Genomic DNA, 3,765 nt, shown 5'->3' with positions numbered 1-3,765 from the left:
CTCGACTGGTCCCACTGGCGACGCCGACATCAAGCCCGCGCCCAACGCTGCCACTACGCCCGCCGCGGCGCCTCACCATAAGTGCGGCTGTAGTACTAGCTGTCCGATGGCCGCCAGTACGAGGTCCCAGTATCGATCGGCGTCGAGCCGCATGGCGACCTCGGCGTTGGCGGGCCGCTGCGGCCAGCGCTGGTCAAGGTCGACGACGGTGGCGCCGCGGGTGAACTCGCCGACGGTCTCCACTGCGACGAAGGCGTGCTGCCAGACAATGAGGGAGGGGTCGATCAACACAGCAATCGTGCACGGATCATGGACCGGCGGCGACGAGAAGTTCCAGATCTTCCGGTAAGAGCCGCCGAAGAAGCCCATCCAGGACGCCACCACTTCGCCGAGGTCTCGCGGCAGCTGCCACATGCGTTCCACCACTGTGGGGGTCGCAAGCGCCTGATGGGTGAGGTTCAGCCCCACCATGCGCGCGCGAATCCCGGATCGCAGAACGACGTCCAGCGCCTCGGGATCGGCGTACGTGTTGAACTCAGCGTATGGCGTGTGGTTCCCACGCTCCGTTGAGCCCCCCATGAAGACGACCTCAGCGATCTTGGGGTGTAGGTCCCTACGCGCGTTGATCAACCGGGCGACGTTGGTTATCGGCCCAGTGGCCACCAGCGTGACAGGGCGGTCTGACTCGGTGATTGCGTCAGCCATCCAAGCCACCGCGTCGGTCGAGACCGGGCTGGCGGTCGACCGCCGCAGCGCCGGCCCGTCGAGACCCGAGGCTCCGTGTACGTAGTTACCCAAGACGGCCGCGCCCTGCAACGGCTCGGCAGCCCCGGCGGCGACCGGGACCTCCTCCCGGCCGGCCAGTGCGAGGACGTCCAAGGCGTTGCGGGTGGCGTTCTCCACCGCGCAGTTGCCGAAAACCGTGGTGACGCCAAGGAGGTCGATACGCGGTGATCCGACCGCCAACAGGATCGCCACGGCATCGTCGTGCCCGGGGTCACAGTCGAGAATCACGGGTGTGGCCGTGGCGGAAGTCGTCATGAAGGCTCCTACGAGTGGTCAGCGCGGGTCGTCCCGCGGAAGGGAGTGCGATTGGACCGGTCGGTGCGTCGGCTCACCTGGTATGCCCGATGCGCGAGAAGATCTTGGTGTTCGCCAGAATCGCCAGCAGCAAGATGAGACCCTGCAGGATCGGCACCCAGAAGACATTGAGCCCGATGATGACAAGGCCGTTGGACAGGACGCCGAGAGTCAGAGCACCAAACAGGGCGCCGATGATGGACCCCCGGCCTCCGAAGAGATCCGTACCACCGAGCACGACGGCGGTGATGACCTCGAGTTCGAAGGCCACCCCGATGTTGGAGGAGCCGCTGCCAAGGCGGGTGGACACGAGGATGCCGGCCACGGCGGCGGTCAAGCCAGAGACCGCCAGGGCGGCCATCTTGACGCGCCTGGTGTTGATGCCGACCCGACGGGCCGATTCCTCGTTGGAGCCGATGGCCTTGAGGTACCGGCCGAAGCGAGTGTGGGAGTACACGTACCAACCGAGCGCGACCACCGCCGCAGCGATCCAGATCGGTGTGTAGATCGCCGCAATCTTGCCCTGGCCAATAAACTTGAGCAGCGGGGCGTTGATCGGGTTGCTGTAGCCGCCGGTGATGAGTTCAGCCACTCCACGCAGCGCTGTCAAACCAGCGAGTGTGACGATGAAGGCGGCAATGCCCTGGTAGGCCGACAGGTACCCCACGATCACACCGGAGGCCAGCCCGATGAGCAGCACCAGCAGCAGCGCGAGGAGCGGGTTCATGTGGAGCGCCAAGATTCCGAGCGACGCGCCGCTGACTGCCAGCAGCGAGCCGATGGACAGGTCGATGCCCGCGGAGGTGATGACGAACGTCATGGTCACCGATGCGATCACGGTCGGCGCGATCTGTCGGGCCGCGTTGGCCAGGTTGGAACCGGTGAAGAAGTGATGCGGGTCGAGCAGTGAGAACACGATGACGAGGAAGACAAAGATGAGCGCTATCGAGACCGTCTGTACGTTCTGGATCATCCAATGCCCCTGCAGGAATGCGCGCGACCGGGGTTCCCCAGCGGTTCTGCGGAGTTCCATCTAGGCCACCTGCCCCATCATGGCGGCGATGAGCTGTTCCATCGACGTCTCCTTTGGTGGGAGGTCGGCGACCAGGACACCCTCGTAGAGAACGACAAACCTGTCAGCCACCTCATACAGGTCCTGCAGACGGTGCGTGATCAAGATGACCGAGACCCCCTGGGCGGAGATCTCTTTGATCAACGCCAGGATGAGAGCTACTTCGGCGGCGGCGAGCGCGGCGGTAGGCTCGTCCAGCACCAGGATCTTGGGATGGAACGTGGCCGCTCTGGCCAACGCAACCGCCTGCCGTTGGCCACCGGACAGGTTCGAGACCTCTTGCCGCGTGTCAGAGATCCGGACCTTCAGGTCCCGCAGATGCTCCTGGGCCTCATTGCGCATCCGCTCGTGGTCGAGCTTGCGAGTGCCGTGGTGGTAGTGCTCGCGGCCGAGGAAGAGGTTGGCCGCAACATCGAGATCGTTGCACAAGGCCAAGTCCTGGTAAACCATTTCGATCCCGAGTTGTCGGGCCACCTTCGGCTCGGTGATACTTGCCCTCTCACCGTCGATGGCGATCTCGCCGGCATCGGGTATCACGGCGCCTGCGAGGATCTTCATCAGTGTGGACTTGCCCGCTCCGTTGTCGCCGACGAGTCCGATCACCTCGCCCCTGGCGACCTCCAAGTTAACGCCACGCAGCACCGACACAGGGCCGAAGGACTTGCGTATGTCTCGCATGCTGATGCGGCTCGATGATTCGACAGTGGTCATGACCTGCCATCCCTTCGAACGCTGATGCTGAGCGACCGTGCCCAATTCGGCAGCGTGGGCTTCCGGTCGCCCGGTGGGCAGCCTGCCCGTCCTAGTGTGTCCGGGCCGCGACCAGCCGGAGCTGGCAAGCCCAGCGACCGACGCTGACGAGGCCTCATCGCGGCTACTTGTACAGGGCGCGGAACTGATCCACGTTGTCCTTGGTGACTATGGTGATGGGAATGATGATCTCGCCCTTGGCCTTCTCCCCGTCGATCAGGCGCTTCATCTCCTTCACGGACTCCACGCCTTCCCCGTTGGAGTCCTGTTGCACAACGGCCTGCACGATGCCGTCGTCGATGCCCTTAATGATCTCCTTGCTGAGGTCCCACCCGACAACCTTCGGCCGATCACTAGAGTGTCCGCTGAGCACGGACGTCGCGCCGAGGGTAGCTGGGGTTCCCGTCGTGTAGACAAAATCGAGATCCTGCTGCGCAGTCAGCAGGTTTTCCGCCGCGGTCGCTGCCTTCTCGTTCTGGTTCTCGCCGCTGACAGCCTGAGTGAACGTCGCACCGGCCGCGTTCACGACTTCCTTGAACTTGTCCTCGCGCAGGTTCTGGATCTCGGAGTTCCGGGCGTCCACCACACCGTACTTGGTGCCCTTGGCAAAGCCGTTCTTCAGCATGTAGCGGCCGAATTGTTGCGCGGCTTTCCCGTTGTCGACGCCGACGAAACTGTCGTAGTGCTCCTTGCCGATGTTCGTGTCGACGGAGATAATCTTGACACCCTGCTTGCGGGCGGCGTCGATGGCGGGGTTGGTGCCGTTACTAAGACACGCGTAAGTATGTCGAATGATTCTGGCCCTGGTTCTGGGAGACTGGGGTATGCGCGAGGACGATGGCCGAAAGCTGGACCACCAGACG

General features: G+C 63.8%; 4 protein-coding genes. All 4 read right to left on the bottom strand.

Translation table 11 applies throughout. The features are described from left to right. Positions 1-72: 72 nt before the first annotated feature. Positions 73-1,041, bottom strand: a complete 969-nt coding sequence (locus tag FRW57_RS18760; protein WP_152186735.1) for a nucleoside hydrolase — start codon at positions 1,039-1,041, stop codon at positions 73-75. A gap of 73 nt (positions 1,042-1,114) precedes the next feature. Beyond that, positions 1,115-2,113, bottom strand: a complete 999-nt coding sequence (locus tag FRW57_RS18755) for an ABC transporter permease (protein ID WP_152186734.1) — start codon at positions 2,111-2,113, stop codon at positions 1,115-1,117. After that, positions 2,114-2,908, bottom strand: coding sequence for an ATP-binding cassette domain-containing protein (locus tag FRW57_RS18750; RefSeq protein WP_203230411.1), 795 nt, complete (start codon positions 2,906-2,908; stop codon positions 2,114-2,116). A gap of 118 nt (positions 2,909-3,026) precedes the next feature. After that, positions 3,027-3,765: substrate-binding domain-containing protein (locus FRW57_RS18745; protein ID WP_152186733.1), on the bottom strand; the 739-nt coding region annotated here is incomplete at its 5' end.

The organism is Segeticoccus rhizosphaerae, from assembly GCF_009192725.1.
In the GTDB taxonomy this organism is placed as follows: Bacteria; Actinomycetota; Actinomycetes; order Actinomycetales; family Dermatophilaceae; genus Segeticoccus; species Segeticoccus rhizosphaerae.
Note: the sequence above shows the minus strand (reverse complement) of the source record. Positions and strands in the feature narration are given on the sequence as shown.

Excerpts from the sequence above, each read along its gene's own strand:
- FRW57_RS18755 (WP_152186734.1), bottom strand. The coding sequence starts at position 2,113 with ATGGAACTCCGCAGAACCGCTGGGGAACCCCGGTCGCGCGCATTCCTG.
- FRW57_RS18760 (WP_152186735.1), bottom strand. The coding sequence starts at position 1,041 with ATGACGACTTCCGCCACGGCCACACCCGTGATTCTCGACTGTGACCCC.